Annotated in this window: 22 protein-coding genes; 20 read left to right on the top strand and 2 right to left on the bottom strand. The window is 58.1% G+C overall.

The window, feature by feature from the left end; all coding sequences use genetic code 11:
* Nucleotides 1-69: 69 nt before the first annotated feature.
* The 14 genes from phnF (at nt 70) to phnE (ACPXSQ_RS08670) (ending at nt 11458) form a co-directional block, all read left to right on the top strand.
* Nucleotides 70-783 (top strand): phosphonate metabolism transcriptional regulator PhnF, encoded by a 714-nt coding sequence (gene phnF, locus ACPXSQ_RS08735; protein WP_015700005.1) that lies wholly within the window; start codon nt 70-72, stop codon nt 781-783.
* Nucleotides 783-1232, top strand: a complete 450-nt coding sequence (gene phnG / locus ACPXSQ_RS08730) for a phosphonate C-P lyase system protein PhnG (RefSeq protein WP_013026277.1) — start codon at nt 783-785, stop codon at nt 1230-1232. Before phnF ends, phnG begins: the two co-directional genes overlap by 1 nt.
* Nucleotides 1229-1813, top strand: coding sequence for a phosphonate C-P lyase system protein PhnH (gene phnH, locus ACPXSQ_RS08725; RefSeq protein WP_013026276.1), 585 nt, complete (start codon nt 1229-1231; stop codon nt 1811-1813). Before phnG ends, phnH begins: the two co-directional genes overlap by 4 nt.
* The gene (locus ACPXSQ_RS08720) at nt 1804-2880 is read left to right on the top strand and encodes a carbon-phosphorus lyase complex subunit PhnI (protein ID WP_014605509.1); all 1077 of its coding nucleotides are present in this window, start codon (nt 1804-1806) and stop codon (nt 2878-2880) included. Before phnH ends, ACPXSQ_RS08720 begins: the two co-directional genes overlap by 10 nt.
* Entirely contained in the window at nt 2873-3721 is an 849-nt protein-coding gene (locus ACPXSQ_RS08715) for an alpha-D-ribose 1-methylphosphonate 5-phosphate C-P-lyase PhnJ (protein ID WP_426143430.1), read from the top strand. The genes ACPXSQ_RS08720 and ACPXSQ_RS08715 overlap by 8 nt, the downstream gene beginning before the upstream one ends.
* Nucleotides 3711-4472, top strand: a complete 762-nt coding sequence (gene phnK / locus ACPXSQ_RS08710) for a phosphonate C-P lyase system protein PhnK (protein ID WP_028715289.1) — start codon at nt 3711-3713, stop codon at nt 4470-4472. The genes ACPXSQ_RS08715 and phnK overlap by 11 nt, the downstream gene beginning before the upstream one ends.
* On the top strand, nt 4472-5191 hold the full coding sequence (phnL, locus tag ACPXSQ_RS08705; protein WP_013026272.1) for a phosphonate C-P lyase system protein PhnL: 720 nt from the start codon (nt 4472-4474) through the stop codon (nt 5189-5191). The genes phnK and phnL overlap by 1 nt, the downstream gene beginning before the upstream one ends.
* Nucleotides 5188-6324 (top strand): alpha-D-ribose 1-methylphosphonate 5-triphosphate diphosphatase, encoded by a 1137-nt coding sequence (gene phnM, locus ACPXSQ_RS08700; protein WP_022623346.1) that lies wholly within the window; start codon nt 5188-5190, stop codon nt 6322-6324. The genes phnL and phnM overlap by 4 nt, the downstream gene beginning before the upstream one ends.
* Entirely contained in the window at nt 6324-6860 is a 537-nt protein-coding gene (gene phnN / locus ACPXSQ_RS08695) for a ribose 1,5-bisphosphokinase (RefSeq protein ID WP_014594005.1), read from the top strand. The genes phnM and phnN overlap by 1 nt, the downstream gene beginning before the upstream one ends.
* Nucleotides 6857-7627 (top strand): phosphonate metabolism protein PhnP, encoded by a 771-nt coding sequence (gene phnP, locus ACPXSQ_RS08690; protein WP_014594004.1) that lies wholly within the window; start codon nt 6857-6859, stop codon nt 7625-7627. Before phnN ends, phnP begins: the two co-directional genes overlap by 4 nt.
* A gap of 173 nt (nt 7628-7800) precedes the next feature.
* Nucleotides 7801-8631 (top strand): phosphonate ABC transporter ATP-binding protein, encoded by an 831-nt coding sequence (gene phnC / locus ACPXSQ_RS08685; RefSeq protein WP_013026268.1) that lies wholly within the window; start codon nt 7801-7803, stop codon nt 8629-8631.
* Between the two features lie 25 nt (nt 8632-8656).
* Nucleotides 8657-9586: a phosphonate ABC transporter substrate-binding protein gene (gene phnD / locus ACPXSQ_RS08680; protein WP_013026267.1), complete on the top strand. Its 930-nt coding sequence runs from the start codon at nt 8657-8659 to the stop codon at nt 9584-9586.
* 130 nt (nt 9587-9716) lie between these two features.
* On the top strand, nt 9717-10571 hold the full coding sequence (gene phnE, locus ACPXSQ_RS08675) for a phosphonate ABC transporter, permease protein PhnE (protein ID WP_013026266.1): 855 nt from the start codon (nt 9717-9719) through the stop codon (nt 10569-10571).
* Nucleotides 10572-10573: 2 nt separating this feature from the next.
* On the top strand, nt 10574-11458 hold the full coding sequence (phnE, locus tag ACPXSQ_RS08670; RefSeq protein ID WP_013026265.1) for a phosphonate ABC transporter, permease protein PhnE: 885 nt from the start codon (nt 10574-10576) through the stop codon (nt 11456-11458).
* Here phnE (ACPXSQ_RS08670) and ACPXSQ_RS08665 read toward each other — a convergent pair.
* Entirely contained in the window at nt 11412-14012 is a 2601-nt protein-coding gene (locus ACPXSQ_RS08665) for an ATP-binding protein (RefSeq protein WP_028715288.1), read from the bottom strand. The two genes, phnE (ACPXSQ_RS08670) and ACPXSQ_RS08665, sit on opposite strands and share 47 nt — an antisense overlap.
* A gap of 144 nt (nt 14013-14156) precedes the next feature.
* Here ACPXSQ_RS08665 and ACPXSQ_RS08660 point away from each other — a divergent pair, with 144 nt between their 5' ends.
* The 6 genes from ACPXSQ_RS08660 to ACPXSQ_RS08635 all read left to right on the top strand — a co-directional run bounded on the left by ACPXSQ_RS08660 (nt 14157) and on the right by ACPXSQ_RS08635 (nt 20326).
* A complete protein-coding gene (locus ACPXSQ_RS08660) occupies nt 14157-15671 on the top strand; it encodes a sugar ABC transporter ATP-binding protein (protein ID WP_015700008.1) in 1515 nt (504 codons plus the stop codon).
* 10 nt (nt 15672-15681) lie between these two features.
* Nucleotides 15682-16662, top strand: a complete 981-nt coding sequence (locus tag ACPXSQ_RS08655) for an ABC transporter permease subunit (RefSeq protein WP_028715287.1) — start codon at nt 15682-15684, stop codon at nt 16660-16662.
* A gap of 71 nt (nt 16663-16733) precedes the next feature.
* The gene (locus ACPXSQ_RS08650; protein ID WP_013026261.1) at nt 16734-17672 is read left to right on the top strand and encodes an ABC transporter substrate-binding protein; all 939 of its coding nucleotides are present in this window, start codon (nt 16734-16736) and stop codon (nt 17670-17672) included.
* Nucleotides 17673-17720: 48 nt separating this feature from the next.
* Entirely contained in the window at nt 17721-18413 is a 693-nt protein-coding gene (locus ACPXSQ_RS08645; protein ID WP_028715286.1) for a D-lyxose/D-mannose family sugar isomerase, read from the top strand.
* Complete coding sequence (locus tag ACPXSQ_RS08640; protein WP_426143423.1) at nt 18413-19273, top strand: ketose 1,6-bisphosphate aldolase; 861 nt, start codon at nt 18413-18415, stop codon at nt 19271-19273. Before ACPXSQ_RS08645 ends, ACPXSQ_RS08640 begins: the two co-directional genes overlap by 1 nt.
* Nucleotides 19274-20326 carry a carbohydrate kinase family protein gene (locus tag ACPXSQ_RS08635; RefSeq protein ID WP_022623342.1) on the top strand — a complete coding sequence of 351 codons (1053 nt, stop codon included), beginning with the start codon at nt 19274-19276 and terminating at the stop codon, nt 20324-20326.
* Here the strand turns inward: ACPXSQ_RS08635 and ACPXSQ_RS08630 are convergent.
* Nucleotides 20263-21006 (bottom strand): response regulator, encoded by a 744-nt coding sequence (locus tag ACPXSQ_RS08630; protein WP_014593994.1) that lies wholly within the window; start codon nt 21004-21006, stop codon nt 20263-20265. The two genes, ACPXSQ_RS08635 and ACPXSQ_RS08630, sit on opposite strands and share 64 nt — an antisense overlap.
* Nucleotides 21007-21209: the final 203 nt, after the last annotated feature.

The raw sequence follows: 21209 nt of genomic DNA, 5'->3' as shown, positions 1-21209 counted from the left end.
GTCACTCTGTTTCCATCCCGCAGCATCTTCGCTGTGAAATCCCTCTACTGATGTGAGGATTTAATTGTGATGGAGTTATCCAGACATCCGACCACTGTCTATCAGGCTGTTGCCGCGCAACTGGAGCAGGCTGTTCAGGAACGTTACCGCAGCGGTGACTATTTACCCTCTGAGCAGCAGCTGGCCGATCACTATGCGGTGAACCGCCACACGCTGCGTCGGGCGGTAGACGAACTGGTGAACAAGGGCCTGCTGCAGCGTCGCCATGGCGTCGGCATTTTAGTGCTGATGCGCCCCTACGACTATCCGTTACACGCTCAGGCTCGCTTCAGCCAGAACCTGATGGAGCAGGGCAGCGATCCCACCAGTGAACGTCTGCTGGCGGTGCTGCGCCCGGCCAGTGCCGACGTGGCCGCCGCGCTTGGCGTCAGTGAAGGCGATAACGTTATTCACCTGCGAACCCTGCGCCGTGTAAATGGCCTGCCGGTCTGCCTGATCAACCACTTCCTTGCCGATCTCAGCTGGTGGCCACAGCTGCAGCGCTTTAACAGCGGCTCACTTCATGACTATCTGCAGCAGCACACCGGTAAGCAGCTGGTACGCAGCCAGACGCGCATCAGCACCCGCCGGGCCCAGGCCAAAGAGTGTAAGCAACTGGAAATCGCGCTGCACTCTCCACTGTTGTGCGTGCGGACGCTGAATAAAACCACCGATGGCGCGATGGCGGAATACTCCGTCAGCCTCACGCGTGGCGACATGATCGAACTCACTCTGGAGCATTAATGAAACAGCAAACGGCCCGCCAGCACTGGCTTTCGGTGTTGGCACACAGCAGCGCAGCCGAGCTTGACGCGTACTGGCAGCCGCTCAACCTCAAGCCCGAATTTACCCTGATTCGCCCGGCCGAGATTGGCCTGACGCGTCTGCAGGCCCGCATGGGCGCCACCGGCAAACGCTTTGTGGTGGGCGATGCCACCGTGACGCGTGCGGTGGTGCGGCTGAACGACGGCACCCTGGGTTACAGCTATCTGCTCGGCCGGGATAAAGCCCATGCCGAACGCTGCGCCCTGATGGATGCCCTGTTGCAACAGGCCGACACCGCTGAACTGCTGCAGGAAAAAATGATTATCCCGCTGGCGGCCTCACGTGAAGAGCAGCGTCAGCTGCGCGCACGTGAAATCGCCAGCAGCAAAGTGGACTTCTTTACGCTGGTACGCGGAGACAATGAATGACTTTACTGGCAAGTTTTAATCACCCGGTTGCGGATGCGCAGCACGCCTTCCGCCGCATCCTGAAAGCCATGAGCGAGCCTGGCGTGATGGTTTCCCTGCCGCTGGAACAGGGCTGGGGCGCACTTTCCCCTGCCGCCACCGCCGTGCTGCTGACGCTGGTGGATCAGGAGAGCCCGCTGTGGCTGGATCCCCAGGTCGATAATCAGGAACTGCGCGATAACCTGCGTTTTCATACTGGTGCGCCCCTTACCGACAGCAATGACGCAGCCTTTGCGCTCAGCCACGCGACCGCTCAGCCCAATCCTGCCGACTTCGCCGCAGGCGACAATCTGGCACCGGAAAAAAGCACCACGTTGATTATTGAGGTGCCCGCACTGAACGGTGGGCTGGCGCTACGGTTGTCTGGCCCGGGCCTGCGTGAAGCGCGCGCCATTGCGCCCCAGTTGCCGGAAAGCGTGCTCGAATACCTGCGTGCCCGACCGCATCCGTTCCCTCAGGGCGTGGATCTCATCTTTACCTGTGGCGAAGCGATGATGGCGGTGCCACGGACAACTCATGTTGAGGTGTGCTCATGTACGTAGCGGTTAAAGGGGGCGAAAAAGCCATTGCCAATGCCCATCATCTTCAGGCCGATCTGCGTCGGGGCGACCGTGCGGTCGCGGAGTTATCCTGCGATCAGATCGCGCAGCAGCTTGGCCTGGCGGTAGATCGTGTGATGACCGAAGGCGGCATTTACGATCCCGCGCTGGCGGCGTTAGCCATTAAACAGGCCAGCGGCGATCTGGTTGAGGCCATTTTTTTACTGCGCGCCTATCGCACAACCTTGCCTCGCCTGGCGCAAAGCACGCCGCTGGACACCGGCAACATGCGGATCGAGCGGCGTATCTCCGCGGTTTATAAGGATTTGCCTGGCGGTCAGGTTTTAGGCCCAACCTATGACTACAGCCACCGGCTGCTGGACTTTACCCTGATGGCTAACGGGGAAACGCCTCTGCCGCCGCGCAGCGAGCAGGCGCTGCCCGAACACTGCCCGCACATGTTCAGCATGATGAGCGACGAAGGCTTAGCAGAGCGTGAAAGCGACGACGGCAGCGAACCCACCGACATCACCCGAGAGCCGATGGGCTTTCCCGCCTCACGTGCCGCACGACTGCAACAGCTGGTACGCGGCGATGAAGGTTTTCTGCTGTCGCTGGGCTATTCCACCCAGCGCGGCTATGGCCGCACCCATCCGTTTGCCGGAGAAATCCGGACCGGTTATGTCAGCGTCAGCGTTTGCCCGGAAGAACTGGGATTTGAGCTGGAAATTGGGGAAATGCTGCTGACCGAGTGTGAAATGGTCAACGGCTTTACCCACGATGGGGAAAGCGCACCGCACTTCACGCGCGGCTATGGACTGGTCTTTGGTCGGGCAGAGCGTAAAGCCATGTCAATGGCGCTGGTGGATCGCGCCTTACAGACGCGCGAGCACAATGAACGTATCACCAGCCCGGCGCAGGATGAGGAATTTGTTCTGTCGCATGCGGATAACGTTGAAGCCGCAGGCTTTGTTTCCCACTTAAAACTGCCGCACTACGTCGATTTCCAGGCGGAACTGGAACTGCTGAAACGTCTGCGTCAGGACTATCAGGAGCAGCAAAATGGCTGAACTCAGCGGCTATAACAACGGCTACCTTGACGAGCAAACCAAACGCACGATCCGGCGCGCCATCTTAAAAGCGGTGGCGATTCCCGGCTATCAGGTGCCCTTTGCCGGACGCGAAATGCCGATGCCTTACGGCTGGGGCACCGGCGGGATTCAAATCACCGCCAGCGTCATTGGCGACAAAGACGTTCTGAAAGTCATCGACCAGGGCGCGGACGATACGACCAACGCCGTCTCCATCCGTCGTTTCTTCCAGCGAGTGAGCGGCGCGGCCACCACGGAACGCACGGTGGATGCCACGCTGATTCAGACGCGTCACCGTATTCCGGAAACCCCGCTGGAAGAAGATCAGATCCTGATTTTTCAGGTGCCGATTCCCGAGCCGCTGCGCTTTATTGAGCCGCGCGAGACGGAAACCCGCACCATGCATGCGCTGGAAGAGTACGGCATCATGCAGGTCAAACTGTACGAAGATATCGCCCGTTTCGGCCACATCGCCACCACCTATGCCTATCCGGTGAAGGTCAACGATCGCTATGTGATGGATCCGTCGCCGATTCCCAAATTCGATAACCCGAAGATGCACATGATGCCCGCCCTGCAGCTGTTTGGTGCCGGACGCGAGAAGCGCATCTATGCCTTGCCGCCTTACACCAAAGTTAAAAGCCTCGACTTCGACGATCATCCCTTCACCGTGCAGCAGTGGGACGAACCCTGTGCGCTGTGCGGATCGCGTCACAGCTATCTGGACGAGGTAGTGATGGACGATCAGGGAACGCGCATGTTTGTGTGCTCAGATACCGATTTTTGCCACCAGCAGCAGGAACAACAACATGCACAGTGAACAACCGCTACTCGCGGTCAATAACCTCACGCACCTTTACGCACCGGGCAAAGGTTTCGAAGAGGTCAGCTTTGATCTCTACCCGGGCGAGGTGCTGGGGATTGTGGGAGAGTCCGGTTCGGGTAAAACCACGTTGCTGCGGAGCCTGTCTGCCCGGCTGGCCCCGCAGGCAGGCGCAATTCATTACCTGCAGCGCGATCTTTACCAGATGAGCGAAAGCGACCGTCGCCGCTTACTGCGCACGGAGTGGGGCGTGGTACACCAGCATCCGCTGGAAGGACTGCGTCCTCAGGTCACGGCGGGCGGCAATATCGGTGAACGTCTAATGGCCGTCGGCCACCGTCACTATGGCGAGATCCGCGCCGAGGCGAGTCACTGGCTGCAGGCGGTGGAAATCGCAGCGAACCGTATCGATGACCTGCCGACGACGTTTTCCGGCGGCATGCAGCAGCGTCTGCAAATCGCCCGCAATTTAGTGACCCAGCCGAAACTGGTGTTTATGGATGAACCCACAGGCGGGCTGGACGTCTCGGTGCAGGCGCGACTGCTGGACCTGCTGCGTACGCTGGTGCGCGAACTGAATCTGGCGGTGATCATTGTGACCCACGATCTGGACGTGGCGCGCCTGCTGGCGCATCGGCTGCTGGTCATGAAGCAGGGCCGGGTCGTGGAAAGTGGTTTAACGGACCGCGTGCTGGATGATCCGCATCATCCTTATACGCAACTGCTGGTTTCATCGGTGCTTAACTAATGGCGACAGCGACTATGAAGACGCAACTGCGCGTGGAAAATTTGTGCAAAACCTTTGTGCTGCACAATCAGAACGGGGCGGCTCTGCCGGTGCTGCAGGATGCCAGCCTGGAAGTCAGTGAGGGCGAATGCGTGGTGCTGCACGGGCATTCGGGCAGCGGAAAATCGACTCTGCTCCGTGCCCTGTATGGCAACTATCAGGCCAACAGCGGCAGTATCTGGGTGCAGCATCTGGGCGAATGGGTCGATATGGCACAGGCACCCGCCCGCCAGATTATTGCCATTCGCCGGGATACCATCGGCTGGGTCAGTCAGTTTCTGCGGGTCATCCCGCGCGTGCCGACCCTGGAGATCGTCATGCAGCCGTTACTGGAACGCGGCGTTGAGCGCAGCTTCTGCGAAGCGCGCGCCAAAGATCTGCTGACCCGGCTCAATGTCCCGCAACGCCTCTGGTCCCTGGCACCCTCGACGTTCTCCGGTGGAGAGCAGCAGCGCGTCAACATCGCCCGTGGCTTTATTGCCGATTATCCCGTGCTGCTGCTGGATGAGCCTACGGCATCGCTCGACAGCGTTAACAGCGCCGCAGTCGTGAGTTTGATTGAACAGGCGCGCGCGCGTGGCGCGGCCATTGTCGGTATTTTTCATGATGAAGCGGTGCGGGAGCGTGTGGCCGATCGCCTGCACGTGATGCAGCCCTTCAAAACAGGGGCAGAAGCATGATCATCAATAATGTAAAGCTGGTGCTGGAAAACGAAGTGGTAGAGGGATCGCTGGAGTTTCGTGAAGACCGCATTACGAACTTTAGCGAAACCGCCAGCCAGCTCGCCGGCGCGCTGGACGGAGAGGGCGCGTTTCTGTTGCCCGGCCTGGTCGAGCTGCACACGGACAACCTGGATAAGTTCTTCACCCCGCGGCCTAAGGTTGACTGGCCGGCCCATTCCGCCATGAGCAGCCACGATGCGCTGATGGTGGCCAGCGGCATCACCACCGTGCTGGATGCCATCGGTGTAGGTGATGTACGCGATGGGGGGCACCGGCTGGAAAATCTCAGCAAAATGATTGGCGCGATTCGTGACAGTAACCGCAAGGGGCTCAACCGCGCCGAGCATTTATTACATCTGCGCTGCGAACTGCCGCATCACACCACGCTGCCGCTGTTTGAGGCGCTCATCTCCTCACCAGAGCTGTCGCTGGTCTCGCTGATGGACCATTCACCGGGGCAGCGCCAGTACGCATCGCTGGAAAAGTATCGCGAGTACTATCAGGGAAAATATCAGCTCAATGACGAGCAGATGGACGAGTTTGAGCGCGATCAGCTGGCGCTGGCCAGAGAGTGGTCACAGCCCAACCGCCTGGCGATTGCCGCGCTGTGCCGGGATCATGGTATTGCGATTGCCAGCCACGATGATGCGACCGAAGCGCACGTGGAAGAGTCGCACGGCGTGGGCAGCGCGATAGCTGAATTCCCCACCACGCTGGAGGCGGCGAAGGCGTCACGTTATTGCAATATGCAGGTGTTAATGGGCGCACCGAATATTGTTCGCGGTGGCTCGCACTCCGGTAACGTAGCCGCCTGGGAGCTGGCATCACACGGAATGCTGGATATTCTGTCATCGGACTATTATCCCGGCAGCCTGTTGGATGCGGCCTTCCGCTTAGCGGCGGATGAGCGAAACACGCTGTCACTGTCCCAGTCTGTTGCGCTGGTCACCTGTAATCCGGCGCGCGCGTTGGGGCTGGAGGATCGTGGCGTGATTACGGAAGGCTGCCGTGCCGACCTGGTACTGGCGCATACCCAACATGGTCATCCCCACATCCGCCATGTCTGGAGCAAAGGCCGGCAGGTGTACTGATGGCCCGGCTTATCTGGCTCATCGGCCCGTCCGGCTCAGGAAAGGACAGCCTGCTGGACCTGCTGCGCGAGGCGCCGCCTGACGGCCTGCTGATTGCGCACCGCTATATCACCCGCCCTCACGATGTGGGGGGCGAAAACCACGTGGCCCTGACGGAAGCGGAGTTTATCCGGCGCAAGGCGCTGGGGTTATTTGCGGTCAGCTGGCAGGCCCACGGTTTTCATTACGGTATCGGGAGTGAAATCGATGGCTGGCTGGCGTGCGGGCAGAACGTGCTGGTAAACGGCTCCCGTCAGCATCTGGAACAGGTTCGTGCGCGTTACGGCGCACGGCTGTTGCCGCTGTGCATTGAGGTTTCGCCATTGGTGCTGGCCGCGCGTTTACGACAGCGGGGACGTGAGAGTGAAGAGGAGATCGTTCAACGACTGGCGCGCGCGGCGCAACATCAGCCAGAGGGCTGCCTGCGGCTGAACAATGATGGTGCGCTGGTGGATACGGTACAACAGTTACGACAGTTGCTAGCGGAATTCCCATGAAACTGACCTTGCTTGGTACCGGCGGTGTGACAGGCGCGCCGGTGTTCGGTTGTGACTGTCATGCCTGTTTGCGCGCCCGCGACGCTTCCCGCTATCGCCGCGCGCCTACCAGCGCGTTAATTGAGGCCGGACGCGAACGTATTTTACTGGATGCCGGTTTGCCATTGCTGGCCGAGCGCTTTCAGCCTGGCGAAATTAACCGAATTTTGCTGACTCATTATCATATGGACCATGTGCAGGGGCTGTTCACTCTGCGCTGGGGTGAGGGCGAATCTATTCCTGTGTGGGGACCGCCGGACGACAAGGGCTGCGATGACCTGTTTAAGCATCCCGGACTGCTGGATTTCCGCCCCGCTTTAACGCCTTACGTGGCACATCAGTTCGGTGAATTACAGGTGACACCACTGCCGCTTCAACATTCACGACTGACTCACGGCTATCTGTTTGACTGGCATGGATCGCGTCTGGCCTGGCTGTGCGATACCTGCGGTCTGCCGCCGGACACCGCCGATTTCCTGCGTGGACAACGGCTGGATCACCTGCTGGTAGACTGTAACGATCCCCCCGGGCAGGGCGGACGCAATCATAACGATTTGACCGCCGCGCTAAACATCATTGATGAACTGAAACCGCACCAGGCCTGGCTGATTCATCTGAGCCATCACATGGATAACTGGCTGGCAGAGCACGCCTTACCCGATGGGGTTCGGGCAGCCTGTGACGGCTTGTCGCTGTCTCTGGGTGCCGATTTGCCTGTCACAGTTTAATCATCTAACCGTAATACAGCCTTCATCCCCCGTGTTCTTAATATAGCGGTCTCTCGTCAGGTTCCGGCGGCGTGAGCCACAAACGCAAGATAATGACTCACGCCAGACAGTACCGACCAGATGGGTTAATGGGGCGCGGGTACAGAACGTAAACTGCAATAACGGAGAACATCATGGCACAGGCACTGCTTAAAACGGTGGTCGATAACGTCTCGTCATTGACCCAGTCAGGCGGGCAAAAAGTGTTATCTGTTCAGGGACTGAGCAAAGCTTACGGTAACAACAAAGTCCTCGATAATGTCAGTTTCGATTTGCATGCGGGTGAACTGGTGGCGGTAATCGGCCGCTCTGGCGCAGGCAAATCGACGCTGCTGCACATGCTGAATGGCACAATCTCCGCCTCACAGGGCGCCATCGTCAGCCTGCACCACGGCGAAGCCGATCGCGATGTGGTGAATCTCAGCAGCCGCCAGATGCGTGAATGGCGCACCCAGTGCGGCATGATCTTTCAGGATTTCTGCCTGGTGCCTCGCCTTGATGTGCTGACCAACGTGCTGTTGGGGCGTCTCAGCCAGACCTCTACGCTGAAATCGTTTTTCAAAGTGTTCTCTGACACCGATCGCGCCCGCGCCATTCAACTGCTTGAGTGGATGAACATGCTACCGCAGGCGTTACAGCGCGCCGAAAACCTCTCCGGCGGTCAGATGCAGCGCGTGGCGATTTGTCGGGCGCTGATGCAGAACCCCAAAATTCTGTTAGCGGATGAACCCGTTGCCTCGCTCGATCCTAAAAATACCACCCGTATTATGGATGTATTGCGTCAGGTCAGCGATCAGGGCATCAGCGTGATGGTGAATCTGCACTCGATTGAATTAGTAAAAAGTTACTGCACGCGCGTGATAGGTATTCAGCGCGGTGTGGTGCTGTTCGACGGTCATCCTTCCGCACTTACCGACGGCTTGCTGCATCAGCTGTACGGCGACGAATTTAACCAGATCCACTAACTATCACAGCAAGAGAACAAGGCTAATGAAAATGAAAGCTTTCGCGTTATTGACTACAGCATTGCTTACCTTTGGCGTTAACGCAGCGGACGCACCAAAAGAGCTGAATCTGGGTATTTTGGGCGGTCAGAACGCGACTCAGCAGATTGGTGATAACCAGTGTGTGAAAACGTTCTTTGATAAAGAACTGAACGTGGATACCAAAATCCGCAACTCTTCAGACTATTCCGGCGTGATTCAGGGGCTGCTGGGCGGTAAAGTGGATCTGGTATTGAGTATGTCTCCCTCCTCGTATGCGTCCGTGTATATTCAGGATCCCAAGGCCGTCGATTTAGTGGGCATTGTGGTGGATGACAAAGATCAGTCTCGCGGTTATCACTCCGTGGTGATTGTGAAAGCCGACAGCCCTTATAAGAAGCTGGAAGATCTGAAAGGCAAATCTTTTGGTATGGCGGATCCCGATTCCACATCCGGTTTCCTCGTGCCAAACCAGGCGTTTAAGAAAATGTTTGGCGGCAACATCGACAATAAATACAACAACTTCTTTTCAAGCGTGACCTTTTCAGGTGGTCATGAGCAGGACATCCTGGGCGTGCTGAATAATCAGTTCGACGGCGCGGTGACCTGGACCTCTATGGTCGGTGATTACAACACGGGCTACACCTCGGGTGCCTTTGGCCGCCTGATCCGCATGGACCATCCGGACCTGATGAAACAGATTCGGATTATCTGGCAGTCGCCGTTAATTCCTAACGGTCCTATCCTGGTGAGCAATAAACTGCCAGCGGATTTCAAAGCGAAAGTCATCGCCGCGATCAAAAAACTGGATAAAGACGATCACGCCTGTTTCACCAAAGCCGTAGGGGGCCAGCAGCACATTGGCAAGACCTCGGTAGCGGACTTCCAGAACATCATCGATATGAAACGCGAGCTGATGAAAGGCGCGCGCGGCTAACGGCAGGGCAGTTTGCTTGCAGCCATCGTGCCGCCCTGAATAAGGGGGCGGCACGACCTCACCGGCGGGCTAGTCTGCGCGTCAACCTTGCCTGGATGGCTTTGTAACACATCAATCTGAGACACCTCACGTGACCGACTTCGAACGCTATTATCAACGTATCCGCCGCCAACAGAAGCGTGACTCGCTTATCTGGTCTTTGGTGCTGGTCGTGATTTATCTGGCGGCGGCCAATATGGCAGAGTTCAATCTGGTGACCATCTGGCAGTCGTTGCCGCACTTTTTTGATTATATCCGTGAAATCATGCCCGTTTTGCATCTGCCGCTCCTGTTTGCCGATGGCAAAACGGAAGGGTCGCTGGCCTACTGGGGCTATCGTCTGAATATTCAGCTACCGCTGATCTGGGAAACCCTGCAGCTGGCGCTGGCCTCCACGCTGGTTGCCGTGGTGATTGCCGGTATCCTGGCGTTTTTTGCGGCCGATAATACGCAAACGCCCGCCAGCCTGCGCATGGGCATTCGCGCCTTTGTCGCATTTTTACGCACCATGCCTGAACTGGCCTGGGCGGTAATGTTTGTGATGGCGTTTGGCATCGGGGCGATTCCCGGCTTTCTGGCGCTGGCCCTGCATACTATCGGTAGCCTGACCAAACTGTTTTATGAAGCCATCGAATCGGCGTCGGATAAGCCGGTACGCGGGCTGGCGGCCTGCGGAGCCAGCAAGCTGCAACGGATGCGCTTTGCGTTCTGGCCCCAGGTCAAACCCACCTTTTTGTCTTACAGCTTTATGCGCCTGGAGGTTAACTTCCGCTCATCGACCATTCTGGGGCTGGTCGGGGCAGGCGGGATCGGCCAGGAGTTAATGACCAACATTAAGCTGGATCGCTTCGATCAGGTCAGCATGACGCTGCTGTTGATTCTGATTGTGGTGTCGTTACTGGATACGGTTTCTGGCCGCCTGCGCCGCCGTGTCGTGGAGGAATAAATATGGTTACTCTCGCGCCGGATATCACGGCGATGAAGCAGCAGCATCATGAACTCTTCGCTGCGCAGCACCGCTATCTGCGCCGTCTGGCCATGCTGGCGCTGGCGCTGGTGCTTTATTACGTCTTTTTCTTTATGGTCTACGGTATCGAGTGGGGCCGCCTGCTGGTTGGCTGCCAGCAGCTGGGACGCTATTTTTTGCGTATGTTTGTCTGGCAAGACTTTGCCAACTGGCCCTTTGGCTACTATTTCTCTCAGGTCGGGATTACGCTGGCGATCGTGTTTGCCGGCACGATAACCGCCACGCTGCTGGCGCTGCCGCTGTCCTTTCTGGCGGCGCGTAATGTGATGCACGATAAAGTTGCCAGACCGATTGCTTTCCTGATGCGCCGCCTGTTCGACATGCTGCGCGGCATTGATATGGCGATCTGGGGCCTGATCTTTGTGCGTGCCGTCGGCATGGGGCCGTTAGCCGGGGTGCTGGCGATTATCCTGCAGGACGTTGGCCTGTTAGGTAAGCTCTATTCGGAAGGACATGAAGCGGTGGAGCGTTCCCCGAGTCGTGGGCTGGGTGCACTGGGGGCGAACAGCCTGCAGAAACACCGTTTCGGCATCTTCACCCAGTCGTTTCCGCAGTTTCTGGCGCTCAGCCTTTACCAAATCGAGTCGAATACTCGCTCAGCAGCGGTGCTCGGCTTTGTTGGCGCAGGCGGTGTCGGCCTGGTTTATGCTGAGAATATGCGTCTGTGGAACTGGGATGTGGTGATGTTCCTGACGTTGATTCTGGTGGTCGTGGTGATGATCATGGATGCCATCTCAAGCCGCCTGCGTAAGCGTTATATCATTGGGAAACCGGTGCCGTTGTGGCAGCCTGGCGGGCACGATTAAGCCTTGCACTCCGCTGCCAGGCGCGCTGCAGCGCCTCCACCAACTGTGCCGCCTGCCAGGGTTTCGCCAGCCGCTCACACAGCGGCAGCGTAACGGGCTGGTGGCGCAGGTCCTGGCCGCTGATCAGCAAGGTTGCCAGCTGTGGCCACTTTTGCTGCGCCTGACGAATGACCTCTGCGCCGTTTATCTCACCGGGCAACATCAAATCGCTGATTAACAGATCGATATCGGGTGTCTGGTGCAACAGCGCCAGCGCCTCTTCGCCGGTCGCGCACTCCAGCGTCAGATAGCCGAGTTGATGCAGGTGCTCGCACAGGGTTTGCCGCACCGCCGGTTCATCATCCAGTACCAGAATCAGACGATCGTCTGCAGCCGCGGGGTGAGACGGGGCAGGGACGGGGGGCCGGGCGGCTGCGGCATCGGGCGCGCGCGGCAGCAACAGCCGCACCGTTGTGCCCTGACCGGGGGCCGTTTCCAGCTCCACCTGTCCACCCGACTGGCGGACAAAGCCGTACACCATCGACAGTCCCAGCCCGCTCCCGGTTCCGGTGGTCTTAGTGGTGAAGAAGGGTTCGAACACCTGAGCACGCACCTCGTCGGACATGCCGCAGCCGTGATCGATCACTTCGATGGTCACCCGGTCACGTTTTTCCCCTTGCTCGCTTCGCCGCTGATTCCAGATGCGCAGGCGGATTTCGCCGCTTTGGCCACCCATCGCATCCCTGGCATTGACCACCAGATTCATCACCGCATTCTCCAGCTGGCTGGCATCTATCCAGGCCGGCCAGCCGGGGCGCTGGGCATCGATGATCAGATGCTGACCGGGCAGCAGCGAATGCTGAAGCAGCCCCTGTAGATTCTCGATCAATGTCACCACGGAAACCGCGTGGGGATTCAGGGTTTGTTTGCGTGAAAAGGCCAGCAGCCGTTGGGTCAGAAGCGCCGCTCTGTCCGCCGCCTGGCGGGCTCGTTCAATCCGGCTGGCGACGGGGCCGGGTGCCAGTTGCCCCTCGGTCAACGCCAGGCTGCCGATGATAACGGCCAGCAGGTTATTAAAATCATGGGCGATGCCGCCGGTCAACTGGCCCACCGCTTTCATTTTCTGACTGTGCACCAGCGCCTCTTCCAGCACCTTACGCGAAGTGCGCTCCAGCACCGTATTGACCATTCCGCGCCGTGGTACCGGGCTGAAACGCAGTTCCAGCGTGCGGCCGTCTGCCAGCCTCACTTCCTGGGGTTCCGCTAAATCGTGCAACTGCACATTAAGCGGCGCCAGCAAGTGCTGATAGTGCAAACCGCGATGCAGATCGCGGGGAGCGATGCCCAGCAGCGCCGGATACTGCGCATTCCATACCACGAGTTCTCCGCTGTTATCAAACAGGGCAAAACCGTCACGCATGGCCAGGAAGGTTGACTCCAGTTGGGTGCTTTTTTCTTTTAGCAGGCGAGAAGTCTGGGCCAAAGAGGCGGTATTTCGCGCAAAAACGTTAAACGCGCGCGCCAGTTCACCCAGTTCGTCCCGACGCTGTAATCCCGGCACGCTGACGTTCTGCTCTCCCTGTGCCAGCCGGGTCATCGCACCGGCAATGGCGGTAAGACTGGAGCCCAGATTGCGGTAAATGTAGTACCCGGTATAGAGGGTTATGGCCAGCGCCAGCAGGGCAGACAGCATGATAAAGCTGCTAACCGAGTCGAGTTGATGATGGGTGGTGATGTTACGCCTTTCCGTTTGCTGCGCGACCTGCTGGACGTAAGCGGTAATGTCATCATTCAGCGCCGCCACCAGCGCCTTGATACGGTAAGTCGCATAGGCAATCGCCAGGTCACTCTCCTCCAGCTCTGCGGCCAACGGGACCAGGCCGCGCTGTGTTTCCAGCAACTGCTGTACATTGTCGCCCAGTGCACCTGGCGCGACCACGCTGCGCCATTGCATCATCACCTGTTGCAGGTGCTCGATGACCGCCGTCGATGACGGCGTGCGAATCGCGATATCCAGTAGCCTGCCGGTTTGCTGGCGCAGCGTTAAATCGGGTGCGTTGATGCCGTCGCGCTGTGTCAGATCATTAATGCGTTCAAGCAGCAGTTGTGACTGCCACAAGCCGCTTAGCACCCTGTTGCGCTGTAAATGGCGTTCATGGCCTTGACGCAACAGCATACTCACCGACTGCTCAAGCATCAGGCTACGCGCACGCAGGCGCGCCACGCGTTCAGGCTCACGCGCGGCAAGTGGCGTGCTCGCCAGTATAGAGAGTGAGTGCTGTAGGGCCTGTTGGTTCTGCTGTAAACGTCGTGATTCGCTCTGATACTCAAGCGCACCGACCACCTGGGACAACCGCACTGCCGTGATGGCCACATTGGAGGTATCGCGCGCCAGGGCAAGGCTGCCGTTCATATCAGCCAGCGTTTGCGCCTGGGCCTGGGCCTGAATGGTGCCCGCATGGCGAAAACTGGTCACCGCCACCACGCTCACCATTAAGGTGACGCACACCACCAATAAATGAGACAGCAACAGGCGACCGCGCGCCCCGACCTGCCACGGTGAACTGCGTTGCATAAAGACTCTCCGCTCGTGCGACGATGAGCCGAGTATAGGAGTGAGGGCGAGGCGAAATATGACAAATATGAATGGCCTCTGACATTTTCCATTTATCTGACACTGCTTAACTCGCTGCTATCCATAACCAGCAGGAGCGGGTAGATGACAGCAAAGCCGATACTCGAAATGCGCGAGATCACCCGACGCTTTGGTAATTTTTACGCCTTGAAAGGGGTGGATCTCACGGTGTATCCCGGTGAGGTCCATGCCCTGATGGGCGAAAATGGCGCGGGTAAAAGCACCCTGATGAAGATCCTGGCGGGGGCCTATGCGGCCAGCAGCGGCGAGGTGCTAATTGATGGCAAACCCTGGCAGCTGAAAGGCCCTAAAGAGGCGTTAGCCGCCGGAATCACGCTGATCTATCAGGAAATCAATCTGGCGCCCAATCTTACCGTGGCGGAAAACATCTTTCTGGGCAGTGAAATTACCCGTGCAGGCATGGTGAAACGTCATCAGATGGCGGATGAGGCGCAGCAGGTGATCAACCGGTTGGGCGCGCAGTTTAGCGCCACCGACAAAGTCAGCAGGCTGAGTATTGCTGAGCAGCAGCAGGTGGAAATTGCGCGCGCCTTACACCGTAACAGCCGGATTCTGGTGATGGATGAGCCGACTGCCGCACTCTCGAACCGTGAAACCGAACAACTGTTTGCCCTGATCAAGCGCCTGCGTAGCGAAGGCATGGCCATTATTTACATCAGTCATCGTATGGCGGAAGTGTATGAGCTGTCAGATCGCGTCAGCGTGCTGCGTGACGGGCAGTATGTCGGCAGCCTGACGCGCGACAATCTGAATGCCAGCGAGCTGGTGCGCATGATGGTGGGGCGGCCGCTCAGCGACTTGTTCAATAAAGATCGCACGATAGCGCGCGGGGCCGTCCGGCTGGCTGTCAATCATCTGTCCGACGGCGACAAAGTGCATCCCAGCAGCCTTGAGGTTCGGGCGGGCGAAATCGTCGGCCTGGCCGGCCTGGTGGGCGCGGGACGGAGCGAGCTGGCGCAGCTGATTTTTGGCGTGCACCGGCTTCAACAGGGCGACGTCTGGATCGATGGTCAGAAGGTGGATATTCACTCGCCACGTGAGGCGATTGCGCACGGCATTGGTTTTCTTACCGAGAACCGTAAAGAGCAGGGGCTGTTTCTGGAGATGGCCGCGCAGGAAAACATCGTCATGGCCACGCTGGAGCGTGATGCCCGCTACGGCATGCTTAATCGCGGTAAATCGCGGAAAATTGCCAGCGAAGCGATCTCCTCGCTCAATATTCGCGTGCCCCACGCGCTGGTGCGTGCGGGGGGCCTGTCGGGCGGCAACCAGCAAAAGCTGCTGATTTCCCGCTGGATCGCCATCGGCCCCCGTATTTTGATTCTGGATGAGCCAACGCGCGGCGTTGACGTCGGCGCGAAAAGCGAAATTTATCGCATGATGCAGGAAATGGCGCGTCAGGGCGTAGCCATTCTCATGATCTCCAGCGAATTACCGGAGGTTGTTGGCATGAGCGATCGGGTTTATGTGATGCATGAGGGGGCCATCGCCGGAGAGCTGGCGGGCGATACGATCACTCAGGAAAACATCATGACGCTGGCAACCGGTGCGCACAGCGCATCACCGCTTGAAGTATGAGGATAAAACAATGACACAAACGGCACGTGTTAATCCACCGACGGCCAAACGCGCTCTGATGGGCGACATCATGCAGACCGTGGGCATTTTACCGATTTTGATTTTAATCGTGGCGGTCTTTGGTTTTGTCACGCCTAACTTCTTTACCGAAGCCAATTTGCTCAACATTACGCGTCAGGCCTCCATCAATATCGTGCTGGCCGCAGGCATGACCTTTGTCATCCTGACGGGCGGTATCGATTTGTCCGTGGGCTCGATGCTGGGCACCACGGCGGTGGTGGCGCTGCTGACGTCGCTGGACCCGATGCTGGCGTCGCTTACTATTCCGATGGCGCTGGGCGCCGGGCTGGTGATGGGATTGTTTAACGGCATTCTCGTGGCCTGGGCCGGACTGCCTCCGTTTATCGTCACGCTCGGCACCTATACCGCACTGCGCGGGGCGGCCTATCTGCTGGCCAACGGCACCACGGTGATCAATTCCGATATTAACTTTGAGTGGATAGGCAATGGCTACCTGGGGCCGGTGCCCTGGCTGATCGTCATCGCGTTCGCCGTCATCGCGATTTGCTGGTTCATTCTGCGTCGCACCACGCTGGGCGTTCATATCTATGCGGTGGGCGGCAATATTCAGGCCGCGCGACTGACCGGCATCAAAGTGGGCCTGGTGCTGATATTTGTGTACGGCATGAGCGGATTGCTGTCGGGGTTGGGCGGGCTGATGAGTGCTTCACGCCTCTACAGCGCCAACGGCAATCTGGGCGTGGGTTATGAGCTGGATGCCATTGCCGCGGTGATTCTGGGCGGCACCAGTTTCGTCGGCGGCATCGGCACCATCACCGGCACGCTGATTGGGGCGTTGATTATCGCCACGCTGAATAACGGCATGACATTAATGGGCGTCTCCTACTTCTGGCAGTTGGTTATTAAAGGTGCGGTCATCATCATCGCCGTCCTGATCGATAAATATCGTACTCGTCATCATGTGGGCTGACAGCCCCCATGCGCAGAGCAAACAAAGCGCCATTCAGCAGTTGGCAGATAAATCACAGCAGGAGAAGATCTATGCGTTTTAATCCGATTGTAACCGGGCTGCTGGCGGCAACGCTGCTCAGTGCCGGTGTGGCTCAGGCAAAAGAACTGAAATCGATTGGCGTAACGGTAGGCGACCTCGCTAACCCATTCTTTGTGCAGATCACCAAAGGTGCAGAGATGAAGGCGCGTCAGCTGGCCGGGGATAACGTAAAAGTCACGCTGGTGTCGAGTGGCTACGATCTCGGGCAGCAGGTGGGACAGATTGATAACTTCATTGCGGCAAAAGTGGACATGATTATCCTGAATGCCGCCGACTCAAAAGGGATTGCCCCTGCGGTCAAGCGCGCGCGTGATGCGGGTATCGTTGTGGTTGCGGTCGACGTCGCCGCAGATGGCGCTAACGCCACCATCACCTCTGATAACACCCAGGCGGGTGAAATGGCCTGTAAATACATCGCCGATCGCCTGAAAGACAAAGGCAATGTGGTGATTATTAACGGCCCGCCGGTCTCTGCCGTACAAAACCGCGTGGAAGGCTGCATGACCGAACTGAAACGCCATCCGGATATTAAGCTGCTTTCCTCTAATCAGAACGCCAAAGGCAGCCGTGAAGGCGGGCTGGAAGTGATGACCGGCCTGCTGTCAGCCAATCCAAAAATCGACGCGGTTTTTGCGATTAACGATCCGACCGCGATCGGTGCCGATTTGGCGGCAAAACAGGCCCAGCGTAACGAGTTCTTTATCGTCGGCGTGGATGGTTCGCCGGATGGTGAGGAAGCGCTGAAACGTAAGAACTCGCTGTTCGCCGCTACGCCAGCCCAGGATCCGCAGGTGATGGCAGCCAAAGCCGTCGAGATTGGTTACGACATCCTTCAGGGCAAACCGGCACCGGATAAACCCGTGCTGATCCCGGTTAAATTAATCGATCGCAATAACGTCAGCAGCTACAAGGGCTGGACAGTGAAATAAAACCGGCGCGCGGCATCGTCGGGTGCCGCTTTAACGGGAGAGCTGACGATGCAACGCTCCGAAGTGAATGTGTTTTTGCAAAACACGCGGGACTTTTTTACACGCCAGGATATCCATCTGCCGCCCTGGGCTGATTACGACCTCAGTCAGTGGCGTCAGCAGCAGGGCGACATTGAGGAAATTATCGCGTTACGGCTGGGCTGGGACCTCACCAGCTTTGGCGCCGATGATTTTCTGCAAACCGGCCTGACGCTCTTTACGCTGCGCAACGGCTCGCCGGGCGGCAAGCCCTGGCACAAACCTTATGCTGAAAAAGTCATGCACGTGCGTGAAGGGCAGGTCACGCCGATGCATTATCATCCCCGCAAAATGGAAGACATCATCAACCGCGGGGGCGGCAATCTGATCGTCGAACTGTATAACCGTGAAGGCAACGAGAAGGCGAACTCGCCGGTGACGGTATCGCTGGATGGCATCACACAAACCCATGCGGCCGGTTCGCAACTCAGGCTGTCTCCGGGCGAAAGCGTGACGTTAATCGCCGGCGTCTGGCACAGCTTCTGGGGCGAAAACGGCTTTGGCGATGTGCTGGTTGGCGAAGTCTCGATGCCTAACGATGATGACAACGATAACGTATTTTTGACGCCGCTGGCGCGCTTTAACGCCCTTGATGAGGATCAGGAACCGCACCGGCTGCTCTGTAACGACTATTCCCACTGGCTCAATCTGAGGAGTGAATAATGGCTTTGATCTCTCTGGCACAGGGGCTGGCCCATGCGCAGAAGCAGGGGTACGCGCTGGGCGCCTTTAACGCTCTGGACACGCATTTTATGCGCGCGCTGTTTGCGGCCGCAGAGCAGCAACGCTCGCCTTTTATCATCAATATTGCGGAAGTGCATTTTAAATACGTCACGCTCGACCAGCTGGTTGAGGCGATAAAGTTTGAAGCGGTGAAGCACGCGATTCCGGTGGTGCTCAACCTGGATCACGGTTTGCACTTTGAGGCGGTGATGCAGGCGATTCGTCTGGGATTCACCTCGGTAATGTTCGATGGCTCAACGCTGAGTTATGAAGAGAATATTCGCCAGACGCGTGAAGTGGTCAAAGCGGCACATGCCGTCGGCGTGTCGGTTGAGGCAGAACTGGGCGCGGTGGGCGGAGACGAAGGGGGCGCGTTATTTGGCGAAGCCGACAGCGAAAAATTTACCGATCCACGGCTGGCTGCTGAGTTTGTGCGTGAAACCGGCATTGATACGCTGGCGGTGGCTATCGGTAACGCCCACGGGAAATACAAAGGGGAGCCTAAACTCGACTTTGACCGGCTGGCGGCTATTCGCGAGCAAACCGGCGTACCACTGGTGCTGCACGGTGGCTCAGGCATCAGCGACGCGGATTTCCGGCGGGCGATCTCACTCGGCATCCATAAAATCAACTTCTATACCGGCATGTCGCAGGCGGCACTCGACGCGGTGGAACGCAGTCTGGCCTCACGCAACACCCGCTATGACGAGTTTGCCGAACTGCTGATGGCGGTGGAGAACGCAATTTGTGAAACCGTGATGCAGCAGATGAAGATTTTCGGCAGCGTAGGGCAGGCGTAAATGGAGGCGCGGCGCGGCATTCTGGCCGCTGGCGTGATGCTGGTGGATTACGTTCATCGTATTAGCCACTGGCCGGAACAGGGCTGGCTGGCAGAGGTTCAGCATAGCGAAAAGGCGGCAGGCGGCGCACCGCTGAATGTTTTACTTACTCTTTCGCGCATGCAGTGTCAGCTTCCGCTGGTGGCGATTGGCCTGCTAGGCAATGACGCCGACGGTGATTACCTGCTGGCTATCATGCAGGCGTCGCAGATCGATCATCGCTGGGTTCAACGTACCTGCGATAAACCCACAGCGATGACGCAGGTGATGACCGCACCGGACGGGCAACGAACGTTTTTCTTTTCCCCTGGCGCAAATGCCCTGCTGGACAGAACGCATTTCGCCGCTGTAGACGATGCGCAGCGCATCTTTCATCTGGGCTATTTACTGTTGCTTGAAACGCTGGACGGCGCGGACAGCGAATTCGGCACGCGCAGCGCCCGTTTGCTGGCCCAGATGCAGCAGCGTGGCTATTTTACCTCGCTCGACCTGGCGTCCCGGGCCGGGGATTACCGACCACAGGTATTGCCTGCGTTGCGCTGGTTAGATTACCTGGTTATTAACGAACTGGAAGCCCAGGCGTTGTCTGGCGTCGTTTTGCGGGATGATAACGGTATTCAGCCACCCGCAGCCTTTTCCCTGGCTGCGCAGTGGCTGGCCGGGCAGGGGGTGCGTCAGCGCGTGGTGATACACGCGCCCGAAGGCGCATGGGGGCAGGAAGTCGGCGGCGAGGGCATCTGGCAGCCTGCGTGGCAGCTGGCACCCAACGAGATTGTGGGCAGCGTTGGCGCAGGTGATGCATTTTGTGCGGGTGTACTCTATGCCAGCCATGAAGGGGATGACATGCTGTCAACGCTGCAACTTGCGCACACCTGCGCCCGGTTTAATTTGCGCGCGGCCAATGCAATCGACGGTATTCGCCCGTTGACCGACATGCGGCAGTGGATGGCTCAGGCCGTTTGCGTCGAGAGCCGCAAACCTTCAGGTTTGACCACGTCCGCCGAGAAAACATAACCCAGCCCACGAATCGTGCGGATCAGGCCGGGCTGATGGGGGTTTGCTTCGATTTTGCGCCGCAACCGCATAATCAGCACATCGATGGTGCGGTCAAACACGTCCATCGTTTCGCTGTGGGTGAGTTCCAGCAACTGGTCACGCGTCAGGACCTTACGCGCGTGCCGCACCATCGCGCGCAGCAAGGTATATTCACCCTGCGTTAACGGCACGGTTTCTCGCTGCGGATTAAGCAACTGGCAGCGCGTTTCATCAAGCAGCCAGCCATTAAAGCGCCATCCCTCATGGTCAGTTTCCGGCAACACCACGCGCCCGCTGCGCCGGAGAGCCGCCCGCGCCCGCGCAACCACAACGCGTGGATTAAAGGGCTTGGCGATATAATCATCCGCCCCCATCTCCAGGCCTACCACCATTTCCGCTTCCGAACCCATACCGGTCAACATAATCACGAGAATATCAGGCCGCAGTCGCTGCAGCTGCTGCAAAACCAGTAAACCGTTGGTGTCGGGCAACATCATATCGAGCATAACCAGGGAAATATCCGGATGTTCGCACACCATCGTCAGGGCATCTTTCCCTTGATGGCAGCGATAAACCAACAACGCATGTTCACTGAGTGCGTCCTGCAACAAATCGCAGACGGCATGATCGTCATCCACCACCAAAATTGCTGGCTTCATCGTGTGACCTCAATGTTACTGAAGGGTTAAATGCGAGTTTACACATTCCAGCATGGCCTGCTGATTGATGCAGCTGAAACGTGACCAGCGTCGCCTGACAAAATGCTGAAGCGTGCGGAAACGCATAATTTTGCCGGGCAGGGGGGAAGGAAAACGATTGCGCGTTCAGGGGGCAATGCACCATAATCGCGCCCTGATCTGGT

The organism is Pantoea sp. EEL5, from assembly GCF_049892805.1.
GTDB classification, from domain to species: Bacteria; Pseudomonadota; Gammaproteobacteria; order Enterobacterales; family Enterobacteriaceae; genus Pantoea; species Pantoea ananatis.
This window is presented reverse-complemented; position numbering and strand designations above follow the sequence as displayed.

Excerpts from the sequence above, each read along its gene's own strand:
- phnF (WP_015700005.1), top strand. The coding sequence starts at position 70 with ATGGAGTTATCCAGACATCCGACCACTGTCTATCAGGCTGTTGCCGCG.
- phnG (WP_013026277.1), top strand. The coding sequence starts at position 783 with ATGAAACAGCAAACGGCCCGCCAGCACTGGCTTTCGGTGTTGGCACAC.
- phnH (WP_013026276.1), top strand. The coding sequence starts at position 1,229 with ATGACTTTACTGGCAAGTTTTAATCACCCGGTTGCGGATGCGCAGCAC.
- ACPXSQ_RS08720 (WP_014605509.1), top strand. The coding sequence starts at position 1,804 with ATGTACGTAGCGGTTAAAGGGGGCGAAAAAGCCATTGCCAATGCCCAT.
- ACPXSQ_RS08715 (WP_426143430.1), top strand. The coding sequence starts at position 2,873 with ATGGCTGAACTCAGCGGCTATAACAACGGCTACCTTGACGAGCAAACC.
- phnK (WP_028715289.1), top strand. The coding sequence starts at position 3,711 with ATGCACAGTGAACAACCGCTACTCGCGGTCAATAACCTCACGCACCTT.
- phnL (WP_013026272.1), top strand. The coding sequence starts at position 4,472 with ATGGCGACAGCGACTATGAAGACGCAACTGCGCGTGGAAAATTTGTGC.
- phnM (WP_022623346.1), top strand. The coding sequence starts at position 5,188 with ATGATCATCAATAATGTAAAGCTGGTGCTGGAAAACGAAGTGGTAGAG.
- phnN (WP_014594005.1), top strand. The coding sequence starts at position 6,324 with ATGGCCCGGCTTATCTGGCTCATCGGCCCGTCCGGCTCAGGAAAGGAC.
- phnP (WP_014594004.1), top strand. The coding sequence starts at position 6,857 with ATGAAACTGACCTTGCTTGGTACCGGCGGTGTGACAGGCGCGCCGGTG.
- phnC (WP_013026268.1), top strand. The coding sequence starts at position 7,801 with ATGGCACAGGCACTGCTTAAAACGGTGGTCGATAACGTCTCGTCATTG.
- phnD (WP_013026267.1), top strand. The coding sequence starts at position 8,657 with ATGAAAATGAAAGCTTTCGCGTTATTGACTACAGCATTGCTTACCTTT.
- phnE (WP_013026265.1), top strand. The coding sequence starts at position 10,574 with ATGGTTACTCTCGCGCCGGATATCACGGCGATGAAGCAGCAGCATCAT.
- ACPXSQ_RS08665 (WP_028715288.1), bottom strand. The coding sequence starts at position 14,012 with ATGCAACGCAGTTCACCGTGGCAGGTCGGGGCGCGCGGTCGCCTGTTG.
- ACPXSQ_RS08660 (WP_015700008.1), top strand. The coding sequence starts at position 14,157 with ATGACAGCAAAGCCGATACTCGAAATGCGCGAGATCACCCGACGCTTT.
- ACPXSQ_RS08655 (WP_028715287.1), top strand. The coding sequence starts at position 15,682 with ATGACACAAACGGCACGTGTTAATCCACCGACGGCCAAACGCGCTCTG.
- ACPXSQ_RS08650 (WP_013026261.1), top strand. The coding sequence starts at position 16,734 with ATGCGTTTTAATCCGATTGTAACCGGGCTGCTGGCGGCAACGCTGCTC.
- ACPXSQ_RS08645 (WP_028715286.1), top strand. The coding sequence starts at position 17,721 with ATGCAACGCTCCGAAGTGAATGTGTTTTTGCAAAACACGCGGGACTTT.
- ACPXSQ_RS08640 (WP_426143423.1), top strand. The coding sequence starts at position 18,413 with ATGGCTTTGATCTCTCTGGCACAGGGGCTGGCCCATGCGCAGAAGCAG.
- ACPXSQ_RS08635 (WP_022623342.1), top strand. The coding sequence starts at position 19,274 with ATGGAGGCGCGGCGCGGCATTCTGGCCGCTGGCGTGATGCTGGTGGAT.
- ACPXSQ_RS08630 (WP_014593994.1), bottom strand. The coding sequence starts at position 21,006 with ATGAAGCCAGCAATTTTGGTGGTGGATGACGATCATGCCGTCTGCGAT.